Below are 17,120 nucleotides of genomic sequence, written 5' to 3'. Positions count from 1 at the left end.
TTGCAGACTATCAGTCCATGCTCACAAGCACCCACACGAATTGCTTGATTCAATTTGTTAAAGAGCGGTTGGTTCGGCGTCTTTCGACTTGCTGAACCGAGGTGCGCATTCTACGCTTTCCTCAGAGCCTGTCAAGCGTTTATTTTGAAGTTTTTGTCGAGAAACTCGTTCAACTTCAACCACTTGACGCGCTGCGATCTCTCGTCAGCGGGAGGCGAATCATACAGCGTTGAAAACCGCTGTCAACCACCTTTTTCACCGCTGTCGATCTGTCGATCGAAGCCCTTCCCGCATCGCCTGAAACGCTTAACTCATTGATCTTCAAGGAGTTTCTCGTTCCAACTACGCTGGAAGTGGTGCGCATTATAAGGACCTGGAGAAATGCGTCAACCCCTTATTTCAACAAACATCAAATTAACCTAAAAACAACAAAGGGCGGCCTTCCGGCCGCCCTTTAGCTATATAGATAGTCACTGACCTTTCAAGGTAATGCGTGCAAAAGCCTTCTTGCCCGATTGGCAGACATGGGTGGCGCCCACAGCAAATACGAAGCCGCGGTCCACGACCGCTCCATCGACCTTCACGCTACCGGCCGCAAGAAGATCGCGAGCCGCAGCCGAATTCTTGACCAGCCCTGCCTTGTTGAGCACTGCAGCGATCGGCATGTCTTCAGCTGCCTCGACTTCTATCTCAGGCAGATCCTCTGGCAGCTCGCCATCCTTCATGCGATTGCCTGCGCCACGGTGCGCATTGGCCGACGCTTCTTCCCCATGGAAGCGGGCAACGATTTCTTCGGCTAGCTTGATCTTGATGTCGCGCGGATTGGCGCCGCGCTCGACGTCAGACCGAAACGCCTCGATCTCATCCATCGAGCGGAAGCTGAGCAGCTCGAAATAGCGCCACATCAATGTGTCAGGGATCGACACCAGCTTACTGTACATCACACCCGGCGCTTCCTGGATACCCACATAGTTACCCAGCGACTTGGACATCTTCTTCACACCATCCAGCCCCTCGAGCAGCGGCATGGTAACGATGTTCTGCGCTTCCTGACCGTAGCTGCGCTGCAGCTCGCGCCCCATCAGCAAGTTGAATTTCTGGTCGGTCCCGCCCAGCTCGACGTCAGCCTTGAGCGCCACCGAGTCGTAGCCCTGCACCAGAGGATAGAGAAACTCATGAATGGCGATTGGCTGGTTGCTGGTATAACGCTTGTCGAAGTCATCGCGCTCGAGCATGCGAGCGACCGTGTACTGTGATGCCAGACGGATGAAATCGGCAGGGGTCAGCTGGTCCATCCAGGTCGAGTTGAATGCAACCTCGGTCTTTGCCGGATCAAGAATCTTGAAGACCTGCTGTTTATAGGTCTCGGCATTGTCCAGCACCTGCTCGCGCGTCAAGGGCGGACGGGTCGCGCTCTTGCCGCTCGGGTCGCCGATCATGCCAGTGAAGTCACCGATCAGGAAAATCACCTGATGCCCCAGATCCTGGAACTGGCGCAGCTTGTTGATCAGGACCGTATGGCCCAGGTGCAGGTCTGGCGCTGTCGGATCGAAGCCAGCCTTGATGCGCAGCGGCTGACCACGCTTGAGCTTTTCGACCAGCTCGGATTCCACGAGCACTTCTTCCGCGCCGCGCTTGATAAGCGCCAGCTGTTCTTCCACCGACTTCATAAACAGACCCGCAAGGCTCAGATTCAAAGGGAGCCAACCATACAAGATCGGCCATCAAATACAAGATCTACCCAGGATGTGACCCGACCACCGTCTCGAAGCGTCTGTCACTCTTGCGCCGAAATGGATTTGGTTATATTTTATACAGTTATTTCATCTTCATCATGTCATTCATCTTTTCCATTTCACCTTTTCAAAGTCCTTTTCCCTATGACCAACGATACGCCTAAAGCGCCTCCGCTTTATCCGAAAAGCCATCTGTTGGCCGCGAGCGGCCTCGCCGCCCTTCTCAGCCTGGCGCTACTGGTATTCCCTTCCAGCGATGTAGAGGCCAAGAAAACCAGCCTCAGTCTCGAATTGGAAAGCCCTGCCGAACAACTCAAGGACGAGGCCAAGACCGCTCCACTGGTCCAGGCCGAACAAGACAATCCTTCCCCTTTCGTCCAGATAGAAAACGGCGAGTCAGCCACTGCCCAAAGCAATCAGGCTCAGCCTGTAGCCGAGGCGAAAGCCGAAGCCAAGGCACCTGACCACCGTGAAGTGACTGTGGCACGCGGAGACACCCTGTCGACGCTCTTTGCCAAGGTCGGTCTTCCATCCGCTGCAGTGCATGACGTCCTGGCCAGCAGCAAGCAGGCCAAGCAGTTCACTCAGCTCAAGCACGGTCAGGTATTGCAGTTCGACCTGGACAAGGATGGTCAGCTGAACACCTTGAATACCAAGGTCAGCAGTCTCGAGTCCATCCGCCTGACCCGCAGCACCAAGGGCTACAGCTTCGATCGAGTGATCAGCAAACCCATCGTACGTACCGCCTACGCACACGGCATCATCAACAGCTCGCTCTCGGCGTCCGCCCAGCGCGCGGGCCTTTCGCACAGTCTGACGATGGACATGGCACGCGTGCTCGGCTACGACGTCGACTTCGCCCAGGACATCCGCCAGGGCGATGAATTCGACGTGGTCTACGAGCAGAAGGTCATGGACGGCAAGGTTGTCGGCACAGGTAACATCCTGTCCGCGCGCTTCACCAACCGCGGCAAGACCTACACCGCTGTCCGCTACACCAACAAACAGGGCAACACCAGCTACTACACGGCCGACGGCAACAGCCTGCGCAAGGCCTTCATCCGCACCCCGGTAGACTTTGCGCGCATCAGTTCGCGCTTCTCGAATGGTCGCAAGCACCCGATCCTCAACAAGATCCGCGCCCATAAGGGTGTCGATTACGCTGCGCCACGCGGTACGCCGATCAAGGCTGCGGGCGATGGCAAGGTATTGCTGGCGGGACGTCGCGGGGGTTATGGCAATACCGTGATCATCCAGCATGGCAATACCTACAAGACTCTCTACGGCCACATGCAAGGCTTTGCCAAGGGCGTGAAGAACGGCTCCAACGTCAAGCAGGGCCAGATCATCGGCTACATTGGTACGACGGGTCTTTCTACCGGCCCGCATCTGCACTATGAGTTCCAGGTCAAAGGCGTCCATGTCGACCCGCTGAGTCAGAAGGTGCCCATGGCCGACCCGATCGCCAAGGCCGAACGTCAGCGCTTCCTTCAGCTGAGCAAGCCCCTGATCGCTCGCATGGATCAGGAAAAGGCAACCATGCTCGCCTCGAACAAGCGTTGACCCATGGCGCTCTACTTGGGAGTGATGTCCGGCACCAGCCTTGACGGTCTGGACATCGCGCTGGTCGATATGCAGCAGTGCCGATTGCTCGCCACGCACTACGTCCCCATGCCGACAGCATTGCGCAAGGATCTGCTGGCACTCTGTGCCAGTGGGGCGGACGAAATCGCTCGTGTGGCGATGGCGGAAAACCACTGGGCAAGCCTGGCAGCGCAAGGGATTCAACGATTGCTGAGCGAGCAGCGTGTCGATGCTGCCCGAATATCCGCCATCGGCAGCCACGGCCAGACCGTTCGCCATGAGCCCGCTCGTGGATTCACTGTGCAGATCGGTAATCCTGCGCTGCTCGCCGAGTTGACCGGGATCACCGTGATCAGCGACTTCCGTCGCCGCGACGTCGCGGCGGGCGGGCAAGGCGCTCCCTTGGTACCCGCATTCCATGAAACCCTGTTCGGCCATCTCGGCCAGCGCGTGGCGGTACTCAATGTCGGCGGCTTCAGCAACCTCAGTCTTATCGAGCAGGCTTCACCGGTGCACGGATTCGATTGCGGCCCCGGCAATGTGCTGCTGGACGCCTGGATAGAACGCAAGCGCGGGCAGCAGTACGATGCCGATGGCGCCTGGGCGGCCAGCGGTTCGGTGGTTCCAGAACTGCTCGAGGCACTGCTTGGCGATCCCTTCTTTGCCGGCACCGGGCCCAAAAGTACGGGGCGCGAGGTCTTCAACCTGACGTGGCTGGATGCACACCTGTGCAAACTGCCTGCTTACCGTGATGAAGACGTGCAGGCAACGTTGCTCGAACTCACCGCTCGCAGCATCCTCGAGTCATTGCAAACTGCGCAACAAGATACCGAAGCGCTGCTGGTCTGTGGCGGTGGCGCTCGCAACGGTACGCTGATGCGACGCCTGGCCGAGCTACTGCCAGGGACCACGGTCAGCAGCACGGCTCCCCACGGCGTCGACCCCGATTGGGTTGAAGCAATGGCGTTTGCCTGGCTGGCCCATTGCTGCCTGGAGCGGATCCCCGCAAACCGTCCCAGCGTCACCGGCGCTAGGGGGCTGCGTATTTTGGGCGCCATCTATCCGGCCTGAGCCGCCCTATCCAGCCCCGAAATGCAGAACGCCGCGTTAATACGCGGCGCTCTTGTTCCAGCTACCCAAGTCAGATCGAGAACGATGAACCGCAGCCGCAGGTCGTGGTTGCGTTCGGGTTCTTGATTACAAACCGAGAACCTTCCAGGCCTTCCTGGTAATCCACCTCTGCCCCTGCCAGGTACTGGTAGCTCATCGGATCGACCACCAAAGCTACACCCTCACGCTCGACGATGGTGTCATCCTCGGCAATATCTTCATCGAAGGTGAAACCGTACTGGAAACCCGAGCAGCCTCCGCCAGTCACGAATACCCGCAACTTCAGCCGATCATTGCCCTCTTCGCTAACCAGAGTCTTCACCTTGCTGGCTGCCCCTTGAGTGAACTGCAAGGCCTCGGGGGTAAAGGTTTCGACGCTCATGTTGATTCTCCCGGCGCTGTGCCGCCATAACACGTGATGACGCGCATTATCCGCTTCTCCGAGAAAATCGGTCAACAATACTATCCGGAAACTGACGGCCGTAGGTTGCAAGCCGAACAGACCGCTGCCTTTACGGCAGCAACCCTGCGTGGGACAGGCCCATCCGCTCGTCCAGGCCGAACAGGATGTTGAGGTTTTGCACCGCCTGGCCGGATGCGCCCTTCACCAGATTGTCGATTACCGACAACACGACGACCAGATCGCCATCCTGCGGCCGATGCACTGCGATACGGCAGACATTGGCGCCGCGCACGCTGCGTGTCTCGGGGTGGCTGCCAGCAGGCATCACATCGACGAACGGTTCATCGGCATAGCGTTTCTCGAACAGAGCCTGCAGGTCGACCGAGGTATCAGTGACCGTTGCATAAAGCGTGGAGTGAATGCCACGGATCATGGGCGTCAGGTGAGGCACGAAGGTCAGCCCGATATCGGTACCAGCCGCCAGGCGCAGACCCTGGCTGATTTCAGGCAAGTGACGATGGCCCTTTACAGCATAGGCTTTCATGCTTTCACCCGCTTCGCAGAACAGCGAACCCACCGAAGCACCGCGGCCAGCACCGCTGACGCCGGACTTGCAGTCAGCGATCAGGCGCAATGGATCGGCAAGGCCGGCTTCGAGCAAAGGCAGGAAACCCAGCTGGGTTGCGGTCGGATAGCACCCAGGCACAGCAATCAGGCGCGCCTGGCGAATCTTCTCACGGTTGACTTCGGGCAGGCCGTATACCGCGTCCGGAAGCAGATCGGGAGCGCCATGGGGCTGGCCATACCATTTTCCCCACTCGACCGCGTCCTGCAGACGGAAGTCAGCGGACAAGTCGATGACCTTGGTACCGGCGGCAAGCAGCTCACCGGCCAGCGCGTGGGCGACGCCGTGCGGCGTGGCGAAGAAGACCACGTCACAGGCGCCCAAGGCCTTGCTGTCCGGAACACTGAACGCCAGGCCGTCATAATGGCCGCGCAGGTTAGGGTACATATCGGCGACCGCAACCCCAGCCTCGGAGCGCGAGGTGATCACAGCGACCTCGGCCTGTGGATGCTGCGCAAGCAGACGCAGCAGCTCGACTCCTGTGTAGCCCGTGCCGCCGACGATACCGACCTTGATCATAACGCTTGCCCCTTATCAACGAACCGACTGGAAAGCCCACGATGATAGGCATCCCAGACGTCTGTAACAACTCTTGGGATGCCCTTCCGGCGCTTCGCCTCTACTATCTGACGACCGTGAAAACCTGAAGGAACTTCAAATGCTCTATCTCTGGATCAAAGCGCTGCACATCGTCAGCGTGGTCTGCTGGTTCGCCGGGCTGTTCTACCTGCCACGCCTGTTCGTCTACCACGCGCAGAGCAAGGACAGCATCAGCCAGGAACGTTTTGTCACGATGGAGCGCAAGCTCTACCGCGGCATCATGGGCCCGGCGATGATCGCGACCTTCGTCTTCGGCATCTGGCTGCTGGTGCTGAGCCCTGGATTCATGAGCCAGGGCTGGCTGCATGCCAAGCTCACCCTGATCGTGCTGCTGACCGGCTACCATCACGTCTGCGGCGCCAAGCTCAAGCGCTTCGCGCGCGGCGAGAATACGCGCAGCCATGTCTATTACCGCTGGTTCAACGAAGTACCGGTGGTGATTCTGTTGGCTATCGTGATTCTGGTAGTGGTCAAACCGTTCTGACGATAACCGCACTTTTTGCCGGAGCCTGCCATGCCCTTGCCCGCCTTGCTCGAACAACGCTTGCGCCTGCCCCTCGTCGCGGCACCCATGTTCCTGATCTCCAACCCACAGTTGGTGCTGGCCTGCTGCGGGCATGGCGTGGTCGGCAGCTTTCCCGCGCTCAACCAACGCGACACCGGAGGATTCAAGCGCTGGATTGAAGAGATCGAAGCCGGCCTCGCCGCTCTGGAGAAGCCTGCCCCCTATGCGGTGAACCTGATCGTCCACCCCAGCAATCCTCGTCTGCAAGCCGACCTGGCCGTTTGCGTGGAGCATCGCGTGCCCATCGTCATCACCAGCCTGGGCGCAGTGAAGGAAGTGGTGGAGGCCGTCCAGGCTTATGGTGGCCTGGTGTTCCACGATGTCACCACTCGTCGCCATGGAGAAAAGGCCGCCGAGGCCGGTGTGGATGGGCTTATCGCGGTGGCGGCGGGTGCAGGTGGACATGCCGGAACCTGGAGCCCCTTCGCCTTGGTAGCCGAGTTGCGACAGTTCTTCGACAAGACCCTCTTGCTGGCCGGATGCCTGAACCATGGCCATGAAATGCTTGCCGCGCAGATGCTGGGCGTGGACCTCGCCTACATGGGCACACGCTTCATCGCCACCGAGGAGAGCCAGGCACAACCCGCCTACAAGCAGATGCTTCTGGGAGCGAAGGCCATGGATATCGTCCACACCCCAGCGGTATCCGGCGTGCCTGCGAGTTTCCTGCGCCAGAGTCTCGAGCAGGCAGGCTTCGACATGACTGCACTCAAGACCCGTCATGATCAGGGTCGCCTCAAGCCGCTGGATGAAGAAGCCAAAGCCTGGAAGACCGTCTGGTCTGCAGGCCAGGGCGTAGGTGGAATCCAAGACCTGCCAGACACCGGCACGCTCATCGAACGCCTGCGTGACGAGTATCACCAAGCATTGGCTCGCGCCCACAACCTGCACGCCTGATCCATGTAGCAAAAGGCAACAACTTGCTTGGTCTAGCTGTACACTAGCTGCCCTCTTTTGCCGTCCCGGAGCCTTGCATGACCCGTTACGCCATGATCACCGGCGCCTCCAGCGGCCTGGGTCTTGCCTTGGCAGAGGCACTGGCGCGGCGCGGGCGCAATCTGATCCTGGTGGCACGGCAACGCGAGGCCCTGGAGCCGGTCGCCATCGAACTGACCCAACGCTTCGGCGTCGAAGTGCTTTTCCGTGCCTGCGACCTCAGTGAACCTTTGCGGGTGTCCGGCTTCGTCCTGGAATTGGAGGAAGGCGACCGACGCATCGACCTGCTGGTCAATTGCGCCGGGTTGCGCTCCTATGGCCCGTTCCTGGCCCAGGAGTGGGCCGACGAACAGGATTTGATAGAAGTCAACCTCGTCGCATTGACGCGGTTGTGCCACGCCATCGGCAACCTGATGGCCGTCCATGGCGGCGGGCAGATCCTCAACGTGGCATCGCTGGCGGGCTATGCACCTGGGCCTGGGATGGCTACCTATGCCGCAACCAAGGCCTACGTCTTGCACTTTTCCGAAGCCCTGCGTGAAGAGCTCAAGCGCACTGGGATAAAGGTATCGGTGCTCTGCCCGGGGCCCGTGCGTTCCTCGAAGCGGCGTATCCCTCGTCTCGAGGCGAGCAAGCGCAGTCTTACCGCTGAGGAAGTCGCGCTATACACCGTTCGAGCGCTCGACAAGAACCGCGCAGTGATTCTGCCAGGCCGGCGCAACCGCTGGCTGGCCCGCGCGCCGCGCCTGCTGCCGCGCTGGCTCACCCGCAAGCTCGCCGGACTGATCCATCGCACCTACCGCCCCCACGGCATACAATAGCCACTGGGCGCGTAGCGCCGGGCTGGGTACACTCGGCCTGACCCTCACCATGGAGCAAGCGCTGTGGAGACTCTCTTCACCAAGATCATCAACCGGGAAATACCGGCGAACATCATCTACGAGGACGACCAGGTACTGGCCTTCCACGATATCGCCCCCCAGGCCCCCGTGCATTTCCTGGTCATCCCCAAGAAACCCATCCGCACCCTCAACGACCTGGCCGAAGAGGACAAAGCCCTTGCAGGCCACCTCCTGCTCACAGCCCAGCGCCTGGCCAAGGAACTGGGTTGCGAGGAAGGCTTCCGCGTGGTCATGAACTGCAACGAATTGGGTGGCCAGACCGTCTACCATATTCACATGCACGTGCTCGGCCAACGCCAGATGCACTGGCCGCCGGGCTGATCCAAGGCAAGCCCGGGCCTTTGGATTGGGGTAGACTGTCGGGCACACTCTTGCGGAGGTGCCCGATGGCTACCGAACGTCACTATTCGCCGCTAGACCGCTTGTTGTTGCAGGCCGATACCGCCATGCGCACCTTGCTGCCCTTCAGCGGCCAACCGTCCCGCCCATCCCCGGCGATCATCCAACCCGACCCTGACCTGGGCGACACCCAGAGCCGTCATATTGCCGGGCTGATGCGCATCAACCACACCGGCGAAGTCTGCGCCCAGGCGCTTTATCAAGGCCAGGCTCTGACCGCCAAGCTGCCTGAAGTGCGCAAGGCGATGGAGCATGCGGCCGAGGAAGAGGTCGATCATCTGGCATGGTGCGAGCAACGCATCCGCCAGTTGGGTAGCCACCCCAGCGTACTCAACCCGCTGTTCTATGGCATGTCGTTCGGTATCGGCGCCCTTGCCGGCCTGGTCAGCGACAAGGTCAGCCTCGGTTTCGTGGCGGCTACGGAACGCCAGGTCTGCAAGCATCTCGATGAGCATCTCGAACAGCTGCCCCCAGAAGACGAGAAGTCCCGCGCCATCCTCGAGCAGATGCGCATCGACGAGCAACAGCATGCTGAATCGGCCTTGGACGCTGGCGGCTACAGGTTCCCCGCCCCCGTGCGTTTCGGCATGAGCATGCTGGCGAAGGTCATGACCAAGAGTACCTACCGTATCTAAGGTGCGAGCATGACGGAACGTCTCGAAGCCAGGGATCTGGCACGCGCGGTACAGGCAGGCATACTCCTGCCGGGCCAGGATCAGGCCCTGTTGACGTTCCTGAGCCAACAGCCACAGCAACGCGCCACGTTTCAACTGACCCATGTAGCCTTCTATTTCGGTGCCTTGCTGATCATGGGGGCGATGGGTTGGCTCCTCACCGAGGCATGGATGAGCGTCGGCGATCTCGCCCTGTTGGCCGGCGCGGCACTCTACATCTGTCTGCTGACCGCGCTTGCCCTCCGGCTGCAGGCCCGCGACCAGCCGATTGCCGCGGGTGTGCTGGCGGCCGTGGCGGTGAGCATCGTGCCTCTGGCCGTTTTCGCCCTTGAAAGGTTGACCGGTTGGTGGCCTCTGGAAGATGCCCAAGCCGACTACCACCAGTACTACACCTACGTGCAGGGAGGCTGGCTGCTGATGGAAGCCGCGACCGTACTGGCCGGCCTTCTGATGGTGCGCCTGGTGCCCTTCCCTTTCATCATCATGCCCATTGCCGTTGCCCTGTGGTTCATGTCCATGGACCTCAGCGAATGGTTTCACGGTGCCGAATTCACCTGGGAACAACGCCGTGGCGTATCGCTCTGGTTCGGCCTTGGCCTTTTGCTGGCCGTCTTGTCGGTGGATGGTCGCACGCGCTAGGACTATGCCTTTTGGGGATATCTGGCCGGCCTCCTGGCGTTCTGGGGTGGCTTGTCCTCGATGGGCAGTGACAGCGAAATGGGCAAGGCGTTGTACTGCCTGATCAACCTGGGCCTTATCGGGCTCGCGATACTGTTACGTCGACCACTCTTCCTGGTCTTTGGCGCACTGGGTGTAGCGGCTTACCTGGGTTACCTGTCATACGAAGTCTTTGCCGATTCGTTGCTGTTTCCCGTGGTACTGACCTTGATCGGCCTTGGCGTCATCGCACTGGGCCTGTTCTACCAGAAGCGTCGCGAGCGCTTCACCCATGCGCTTCGCGCAATTCTGCCGTCTTGGCTGCAAGACGCCCTGCCAGCGTTGCGTCGCTGACCTGCCGCGCGTCGTGGCCGCTGCGCGCCCGCACTCTTGCGGGACGCCAGCGGCCAGTGCGTTCAACTAGCGTGCTCAGCTCAACTCGACGATTTCGTAGCTATGGGTAATCTCGACACCTGCGCGATCAAGCATGATCGATGCAGAGCAGTACTTTTCCGCCGACAGTTCGACCGCACGCTTGACTTGCGCTTCCTTGAGGTTGCGCCCTTTGACCACGAAGTTCATGCGGATCTTGGTAAACACCTTCGGGTCCTCATCCGCGCGCTCCGCGTCCAGGAACGCCTCGCAGCTTTCAACCGCCTGACGTGATTTCTTGAGGATGCTCATCACATCGAAGCTGCTGCAGCCACCAAGCCCCAACAGGAGCATTTCCATCGGCCGCACGCCCAGATTACGACCACCCGCCTCGGGCGGGCCGTCCATGACAACGACATGTCCGCTTCCCGATTCCCCGAGAAACATGGCTTCACCGGCCCACTGGATACGTGCCTTCATCTAACCGGACTCCCTTGCATTGGAAAAGGGTGCCAGCTTAGACCTTGCGAGGCTGGCGGAAAAGCTCAAGAGAGACCGTTTTTGTGCCGATACAGGCAACAGCGTCTGATAAGCTGGCGCCAAATCACTGGCGCATCACGCCAGGCTGCTCGCCATAACCACTGTAGCGCTTTCGAACGGGATTTCGTGATGGTCGCCTCCGCCCTCTCCGCAAAGATCAAGAATATCGACAAGGTGCTGGTTCATTGCCAGCGCCGCCGCTATGCGGCCAAGAGCAACATCATCTGCGCAGGCGACCGAGCAGATACCTTGTCGTTCATCATCAAGGGCTCGGTGACCATCCTGATCGAGCACGATGACGGTCACGAAATGATCATCGCCTACCTCAATACCGGGGATTTCTTCGGTGAGCTGGGCCTTTTCGAACCTGCTGGCCAGCAGCAGGAACGCAGTGCCTGGGTGCGCGCCAAGACCGAATGCGAAGTGGCCGAGATCAGCTACGACAAGTTTCGTGAACTCGCCTGCCACGACCCGGAAATCCTCTACGCCCTGGGTGCACAGATGGCCCAGCGTCTGCGCAACACCACTCGCAAGGTGGGCGACCTGGCGTTCTTCGATGTGACAGGCCGAGTCGCGCGCTGCTTGCTGGACCTGTGCAAGCAACCCGATGCCATGACCCACCCGGACGGAATGCAGATCAAGATCACCCGTCAGGAAATCGGTCGCATCGTTGGCTGCTCGCGCGAAATGGTCGGCCGTGTCCTCAAGGATCTGGAAGAACGCAGCCTGGTGCAGGTCAAGGGCAAGACCATGGTCGTCCACGGCACTCGTTAATCCTTGGGCAACGTCTCGATCACCTCGGCATAGGCCTGGCTCAGACGCTCATACAAGGGCGCCTGGGGTGCCACTTCATGCAAGGCGATATGGCTATCCGCCTGGCAGCGCTGTTCAAGATCGCAGCATTCGTTGAAACGATTGACCGCCGCGACCATCGACTCGCGCTCGTTGTCCAACAGCAACGCGCCATGCACCAGGACCACGGGACGCTTGCCACCCAGCCCCTGGCGCCAGCGCTGGGCGGTGCCGACCAGCTTGCGTCCGTTCAGGTTGACGTTGTAACGGCCGTCACAGAACGCGCCCTCGATTTCTCCCACCGAGGCGACTCCACCCCATTCGCGCAACACCTCACACAGTGGCAGGCACAGACGTTCATAGGCATTCTCGATGCGCCCATGGTCGCCCTCGCTACGCGGCGCCACATACACCAGCGCCACGTTCACTACGGCAGATGACTGCGGAACCGGCTCTCCACCCGTTTCACGCAACAGGACCGGCCAACCGGCAATTGCCAGCTCAGCACAGGCGGCCTCGAAATTCTCCAGTCGACTCATGCGACGCGGCATGACCAGCGCCCGATCGGAAGGCCGCCAGAACAGCACCCCCGCTTCACGCTCCCCACGGCACACGGCCGCCAACAGATCTTGCTCGGCTTGCAGACCTGCCTCGACAGTCAGGCCGAGAGGTTTTCCCGTCATCACGATCACCTTGCGAATACAAAGAAGCCGGCGATTGCCGGCTCCGAAGTCGATCAGTCCAATGCCTGGACCACGTTATGCACTGCCCTTTGCGGGAAGAACAGGCGCTGAAGTTCCAGCCCCGGTTGCTCGGCACGCATGAACGCCTCGCCGACCAGGAAGGAATAGACCTCGTTGATTTCCATGAGCTCGACATCCGCGCGGTTGAAGATGCCGCTTTCAGTGATGGCCAGGCGGTCACGCGGGATACGGGGCAACAGGTCGAGAGTCGTCTCCAGGCTGACCTCGAAGGTATGCAGGTTGCGGTTATTGACACCGACCAGCGGAGTATCGAGGATTTTCAGGGCACGCTCCAGCTCGTCGCCGTCGTGTACCTCTACCAGCACATCCAGACCAACCCCTTTGGCGGTCGCCGCCAGCTCCGCCATCTTGACATCGTCCAGCGCGGAGACGATCAGCAGGACGCAGTCAGCCCCCAAGGCACGTGCCTCGACGATCTGGTAAGGGTCGATCATGAAATCCTTGCGGATGACCGGCAGGCTGCACGCCGCCCTCGCCTGCCGCAGGTATTCATCGGCACCCTGGAAATAATCGACGTCGGTCAGTACGGACAGGCAGGTCGCCCCGCCTTTCTCGTAGCTGACGGCAATTTCGGCAGGCACGAAGTGCTCGCGAATGACGCCTTTGCTCGGGGAAGCTTTCTTGATTTCGGCGATCACCGCCGGCTGCTTGCGCTTGGCCTGTTCCAGTAACGCACGGGCAAAGCCGCGTGGCGCATCAGCTGCCTTGGCCATCGTTTCGAGCTCGGCCAGGCTGACCCGCGCACTGCGCTCGGCCACTTCCTCGACTTTGCGCGCGAGAATCTTCTCCAGCACCGTCGGTACACTCATGCTTCGTTCTCCTGCTTGAACACCGCCGTAAAGGCGCCCAACTCCTGCAGCTTTTCCCACGCCAGACCGGTATGCAGCACATCGTGCGCCAGCTCCACACCCGACTTCAAAGTCATTGCGTGGTCGGCAGCGTACAACGCCGCACCGGCATTGAGTACGATCATTTCGGCAGCCTTCTGCCCGTTTTCGGTCTTGCGCCGACCCAAGGCATCGCGAATCAGCTCGAGCGATGCCTGCGGATCTTCTACCGACAGGCCGTGCAGGCTCTGACTCTTGATACCGAGATCTTCAGGCTCGACCCAATACTCGGTGATTTCGTCTTTATTGAGCTCCGCCACGAAGGTCGGCGCCGCCAGGCTGAATTCGTCCAGCCCATCCTTCGAATGCACCACCAGCACGTGCTTGCTGCCCAGACGCTGCAGCACTTCAGCCAACGGACGGCACAGCGCCTGGTTGAATACCCCGACGACCTGATGCCTGACGCCAGCCGGATTCGTAAGCGGGCCGAGCATGTTGAACAGCGTCCGCAGGCCCAGATCGCGACGCGGGCCGGCCGCATGCTTCATCGCGCTGTGATGACTCTGGGCGAACATGAAACCGATGCCCAGGCTGTCGACACAACGCGCCACCTGGACGGGCGTCAGGTTCAGGTAGATACCGGCCGCCTCGAGCAGATCGGCGCTGCCGCTCTTGCCGGACACCGCCCGGTTACCGTGCTTGGCCACCGTACAGCCGGCCGCCGCCAGAACGAATGCCGACGCAGTGGAGACGTTGAAGATGTTGGCGCCATCGCCACCCGTGCCGACGATGTCGACCACACCATCGAGAGTCTGCAGTTCGACCTTGCTCGCCAGCTCGCGCATCACTGAAACGGCACCGACGATTTCATCGATGCTCTCGCTCTTCATGCGCATGCCCATCAGGAAGGCACCGATCTGCGCTTCGCTGCATTGACCGGTCATGATCTGACGCATGACGTCGCGCATTTCCTCGGTGGACAGGTCCAACTGGCCGACGATGCGGCTCAACGCGCTCTTGATATCCATATGCGATCCTTAGCGGTGGCCGCCGGTCTGTTTGAGGAAGTTGGCGAACAGCTCATGGCCCTGCTCGGTGAGGATGGACTCGGGATGGAACTGCACACCTTCGACGTTCAGGCTCTTGTGCCGCAGCCCCATGATCTCGTCGGCCGAGCCGTCGTCATGGGCGGTCCAAGCGGTGACTTCCAGGCAATCGGGCAGCGTGTCGCGCCGGACCACCAAGGAGTGGTAGCGCGTCACGGTCAGCGGGTTGTTCAAGCCGGCGAAGACGCCGAGATCGCGGTGCAAGACAGGGCTGGTCTTGCCATGCATCACCTGACGGGCACGGACCACATCACCCCCGAAGGCCTGACCGATGGACTGATGCCCAAGGCAGACCCCAAGGATCGGCAGCTTGCCGGCGAAATGCAGGATCGCCTCGATGGAAACACCCGCCTCGCTTGGCGTGCAGGGACCTGGGGAAACGACGATACGCTCGGGTTCGAGCGCCTCGATCTGTGAAAGGGTCATTTCGTCGTTGCGAATGACCTTGACCTGCGCCCCCAATTCGCCGAGGTACTGCACGACGTTGTAGGTGAAGGAATCGTAGTTGTCGATCATCAGCAGCATACTGCACCTATGCACTTGATTCTAAGAGATGAAATTCCAGCAACCAGCACTTGGGATGCTTGCAGGTCACGCTGAAGAACGCGCATTGACTCCAACGCCACTGACGAGCCCGAGCCGTCCACGACTGGGCGAGGACGCCCACCGCGTTCCCGCCCAGGGCTCACACGCGCAATGTCTGGCCGTCGCCATGGAACGAATGAGAGCCACCCGCCGCCATTCAAAAGCGGACGCTTTGTGGAGGTCGTTCGATACGCAGGGGGAGATTGTTGCATGGTGCGTTCTCCTGGGGGTTGGAGCCGCCGCACCGGTGAGCTATCTGAATCCTGACCTGCTTGCCGATGCTGGCGGCAGGGTTCGGTTTCAAACCGCAACGACTTGCCGCTTCCTATTGGAAGCGCCACCACTGGGTGAGGAGGGTCGTTGCGAGACAGGTCATGCTACCTAACCATTCAAGGTTTCGAGACACAGCGAAGGGGTGTGCTCGATCAAATTTCACCGAGTATAGCGTTCACCCAAGCCGAGAGTCGATCCCTTTTTCCGGGGTTTCACGGCCTGTTGCGGTCCGCGGAATCTGATACGCAAAAGCGATGCACCAGGTGTGATGAACCCCCCTTTTGCGACGCAGATTGCGGCACACTGGCATGCCAAGACCTAGCTGGCGCTTTCCTAACAGGCCGCAAGCCCTGCAGCCGGGAGGTCATCCCCCAAGACGGTGGCGGGCAGGCCACCCAGGATCAGAACCGGTCCAGCCGGTACGCCATTGGACGTTTGCTTGCGCACGACGCAACCATTTCCCCTATCATCTCGGCGGTTACCGCTGCCTGGGTAAGCCCCAGATGCTGATGGCCGAACGCGAGCATGACTCGACCATCGCACACCTTGTCGATGATCGGCAGCGAGTCCGGCAAGGACGGCCGAAAGCCCATCCATGCAGTCGCACCCTCTACAGTGAGATCACTGCGGAACAGCCCCTTGCTCAGCTTATGCAGCTGCCAGGCACGCTCCATGTTCGGCGGACTGTCGAGCCCGGCGAATTCGACCGTCCCCGCCAGCCTCAGCCCGCCTTCCATTGGCGTCATGATGAATTTGCGCTCCAGCGACGTGACGGCAAACGGCAGCCGATCGCATTCGTGAGGCAACATCAAGTGATAGCCGCGTTCGGTATCGAGCGGAACGCTCTTTCCGGTCAAGGCTTCGGTAAGCCTGGCCGAGTGCGCGCCACAAGCGAGCAATACCTGCCGCGCCTCTACCTTCCCTTGCCCAGTCATCAAACACACACCGCCCTGATGCAGCTGGCCACCCTGGACCTTTTGCTCGATGAATCGCACTCCGCTCGCCTTTGCCGCCCTCACCAGCTCGCAGACGACCCGATAGGGATCGAGAAAGTGTCCCGTGCTCGGGAAGAACAGGGCTCCCTGGATCCGCTCGCTCAATTGCGGAGCGGCCGCACGCACTGTCCTTGCATCCCAGACATCCACCGGCACTGCCTGCTGACGCATACGCGCATGTACGGCGTCGAGTGCCGTACGTGATTCAGGACGCTCGAAGACCAACAGCGAGCCATCTTCCTTCAGCAGATCGGGACGATCGATCGCCGCCAGCAGTCGCTTCCAGGCTTGCAGGCTGCCTTCGTTGAGCGTCCGCAGACCCGCGACCGTCCGCTGGAACGGTGCCGATCGCAGGTTAAGCAGCAGACGCATGAACCAAGGCATGGCGCGTGGCATGTATTTCCAGTCCAGGCGTAACGGCCCCATCGGGTCCATGAGCATCGCTGGCAAGCGTTTGAGAATGGACAGATCGGCGATGGGAAACACCTGCTCCGTCGCCAAGTGTCCAGCGTTGCCGAACGACGCGCCATGGCCAGGCGCCTGCTGATCGATGACCGCTACGCGCAGGCCCTGGCGCGCCAGTTGCAGAGCGCAGGCGACGCCGATGATGCCGGCACCGATCACCGCAATGTCCACGGGGTCCTGTGAAGAATTTGACGCGCGGGTATCGAGCAT

17 protein-coding genes and 1 pseudogene are annotated in these 17,120 nt (G+C 60.5%); 9 read left to right on the top strand and 9 right to left on the bottom strand.

The features are described 5' to 3' along the window. Nucleotides 1–470 precede the first annotated feature (470 nt). On the bottom strand, nucleotides 471–1,670 hold the full coding sequence (tyrS, locus tag G7009_RS08235; protein ID WP_181129495.1) for a tyrosine--tRNA ligase: 1,200 nt from the start codon (nucleotides 1,668–1,670) through the stop codon (nucleotides 471–473). A 210-nt stretch (nucleotides 1,671–1,880) separates the two neighbouring features. Here tyrS and G7009_RS08230 point away from each other — a divergent pair, with 210 nt between their 5' ends. Both G7009_RS08230 and G7009_RS08225 read left to right on the top strand, forming a co-directional pair. Then, nucleotides 1,881–3,299: a peptidoglycan DD-metalloendopeptidase family protein gene (locus G7009_RS08230; protein WP_181129494.1), complete on the top strand. Its 1,419-nt coding sequence runs from the start codon at nucleotides 1,881–1,883 to the stop codon at nucleotides 3,297–3,299. Nucleotides 3,300–3,302: 3 nt separating this feature from the next. Further along, nucleotides 3,303–4,391: an anhydro-N-acetylmuramic acid kinase gene (locus G7009_RS08225; RefSeq protein WP_181129493.1), complete on the top strand. Its 1,089-nt coding sequence runs from the start codon at nucleotides 3,303–3,305 to the stop codon at nucleotides 4,389–4,391. A 70-nt stretch (nucleotides 4,392–4,461) separates the two neighbouring features. Here G7009_RS08225 and erpA read toward each other — a convergent pair whose 3' ends face one another. After that, nucleotides 4,462–4,812 carry an iron-sulfur cluster insertion protein ErpA gene (gene erpA / locus G7009_RS08220; RefSeq protein ID WP_181129492.1) on the bottom strand — a complete coding sequence of 117 codons (351 nt, stop codon included), beginning with the start codon at nucleotides 4,810–4,812 and terminating at the stop codon, nucleotides 4,462–4,464. A gap of 130 nt (nucleotides 4,813–4,942) precedes the next feature. Beyond that, nucleotides 4,943–5,977: an N-acetyl-gamma-glutamyl-phosphate reductase gene (gene argC / locus G7009_RS08215; protein WP_181129491.1), complete on the bottom strand. Its 1,035-nt coding sequence runs from the start codon at nucleotides 5,975–5,977 to the stop codon at nucleotides 4,943–4,945. Nucleotides 5,978–6,116: 139 nt separating this feature from the next. On the opposite strand from argC, the gene hemJ reads away from it, so the two are divergent. The 6 genes and pseudogenes from hemJ to G7009_RS08185 all read left to right on the top strand — a co-directional run bounded on the left by hemJ (nucleotide 6,117) and on the right by G7009_RS08185 (nucleotide 10,545). Next, a complete protein-coding gene (hemJ, locus tag G7009_RS08210; protein WP_181129490.1) occupies nucleotides 6,117–6,542 on the top strand; it encodes a protoporphyrinogen oxidase HemJ in 426 nt (141 codons plus the stop codon). 30 nt (nucleotides 6,543–6,572) lie between these two features. Beyond that, nucleotides 6,573–7,520 (top strand): NAD(P)H-dependent flavin oxidoreductase, encoded by a 948-nt coding sequence (locus G7009_RS08205; RefSeq protein ID WP_181129489.1) that lies wholly within the window; start codon nucleotides 6,573–6,575, stop codon nucleotides 7,518–7,520. A 77-nt stretch (nucleotides 7,521–7,597) separates the two neighbouring features. Continuing rightward, complete coding sequence (locus tag G7009_RS08200) at nucleotides 7,598–8,380, top strand: SDR family NAD(P)-dependent oxidoreductase (protein WP_181129488.1); 783 nt, start codon at nucleotides 7,598–7,600, stop codon at nucleotides 8,378–8,380. Between the two features lie 63 nt (nucleotides 8,381–8,443). Continuing rightward, nucleotides 8,444–8,782, top strand: coding sequence for a histidine triad nucleotide-binding protein (locus tag G7009_RS08195; RefSeq protein ID WP_181129487.1), 339 nt, complete (start codon nucleotides 8,444–8,446; stop codon nucleotides 8,780–8,782). Nucleotides 8,783–8,847: 65 nt separating this feature from the next. Continuing rightward, on the top strand, nucleotides 8,848–9,495 hold the full coding sequence (gene coq7 / locus G7009_RS08190) for a 2-polyprenyl-3-methyl-6-methoxy-1,4-benzoquinone monooxygenase (protein ID WP_181129486.1): 648 nt from the start codon (nucleotides 8,848–8,850) through the stop codon (nucleotides 9,493–9,495). Between the two features lie 9 nt (nucleotides 9,496–9,504). Continuing rightward, nucleotides 9,505–10,545, top strand: a pseudogene (locus G7009_RS08185) (DUF2157 domain-containing protein). Nucleotides 10,546–10,620: 75 nt separating this feature from the next. Here G7009_RS08185 and G7009_RS08180 read toward each other — a convergent pair. Next, nucleotides 10,621–11,043 (bottom strand): OsmC family protein, encoded by a 423-nt coding sequence (locus tag G7009_RS08180; RefSeq protein WP_181129485.1) that lies wholly within the window; start codon nucleotides 11,041–11,043, stop codon nucleotides 10,621–10,623. 189 nt (nucleotides 11,044–11,232) lie between these two features. On the opposite strand from G7009_RS08180, the gene crp reads away from it, so the two are divergent. Continuing rightward, complete coding sequence (gene crp, locus G7009_RS08175; protein WP_181129484.1) at nucleotides 11,233–11,877, top strand: cAMP-activated global transcriptional regulator CRP; 645 nt, start codon at nucleotides 11,233–11,235, stop codon at nucleotides 11,875–11,877. Here the strand turns inward: crp and G7009_RS08170 are convergent. The 5 genes from G7009_RS08170 to G7009_RS08150 form a co-directional block, all read right to left on the bottom strand. Continuing rightward, a complete protein-coding gene (locus G7009_RS08170; RefSeq protein ID WP_181129483.1) occupies nucleotides 11,874–12,578 on the bottom strand; it encodes a lipoate--protein ligase family protein in 705 nt (234 codons plus the stop codon). The genes crp and G7009_RS08170 overlap by 4 nt on opposite strands. Nucleotides 12,579–12,631: 53 nt before the next feature. Beyond that, a complete protein-coding gene (gene trpC / locus G7009_RS08165; protein WP_181129482.1) occupies nucleotides 12,632–13,468 on the bottom strand; it encodes an indole-3-glycerol phosphate synthase TrpC in 837 nt (278 codons plus the stop codon). Continuing rightward, on the bottom strand, nucleotides 13,465–14,514 hold the full coding sequence (gene trpD, locus G7009_RS08160) for an anthranilate phosphoribosyltransferase (RefSeq protein ID WP_181129481.1): 1,050 nt from the start codon (nucleotides 14,512–14,514) through the stop codon (nucleotides 13,465–13,467). The genes trpC and trpD overlap by 4 nt, the downstream gene beginning before the upstream one ends. A 9-nt stretch (nucleotides 14,515–14,523) precedes the next feature. Next, nucleotides 14,524–15,117, bottom strand: coding sequence for an aminodeoxychorismate/anthranilate synthase component II (locus G7009_RS08155; RefSeq protein WP_181129480.1), 594 nt, complete (start codon nucleotides 15,115–15,117; stop codon nucleotides 14,524–14,526). Between the two features lie 734 nt (nucleotides 15,118–15,851). Beyond that, entirely contained in the window at nucleotides 15,852–17,120 is a 1,269-nt protein-coding gene (locus G7009_RS08150; protein WP_181129479.1) for an NAD(P)/FAD-dependent oxidoreductase, read from the bottom strand.

Origin of the sequence: Pseudomonas capeferrum (genome assembly GCF_013523055.1) — a bacterium.
Taxonomy (GTDB): Bacteria; Pseudomonadota; Gammaproteobacteria; order Pseudomonadales; family Pseudomonadaceae; genus Aquipseudomonas; species Aquipseudomonas capeferrum_A.
The sequence above is the reverse complement of the archived record's forward strand: the minus strand, read 5'-3'. Positions and strand labels throughout refer to the sequence as shown.